This is a genomic window from Corynebacterium sp. MSK004 (assembly GCF_030232515.1).
In the GTDB taxonomy this organism is placed as follows: Bacteria; Actinomycetota; Actinomycetes; order Mycobacteriales; family Mycobacteriaceae; genus Corynebacterium; species Corynebacterium hesseae.
In genome coordinates, this window is record NZ_JASPKB010000027.1 from 1 (window position 1) to 263 (window position 263).

Genomic DNA, 263 nt, shown 5'->3' on the forward strand with positions numbered 1-263 from the left:
GGCTCATCAGAAGGCTCGTCAGACTTGGACGGCTCATCAGAAGGCTCGTCAGACTTGGACGGCTCATCAGAAGGCTCATCAGAAGGCTCGTCAGACTTGGACGGCTCATCAGAAGGCTCGTCAGACTTAGACGGCTCATCAGAAGGCTCGTCAGACTTGGACGGCTCATCGGACGGCTCATCAGAAGGCTCATCAGAAGGCTCGTCAGACTTGGACGGCTCATCAGAAGGCTCGTCAGACTTGGACGGCTCATCAGAAGGCTC

At 56.3% G+C, this 263-nt stretch carries 1 pseudogene; it reads right to left on the reverse strand.

Annotated elements, in window-relative coordinates:
* Positions 1 to 263 (reverse strand): annotated as a pseudogene (locus tag QP999_RS13375) (hypothetical protein); the annotation flags it as partial.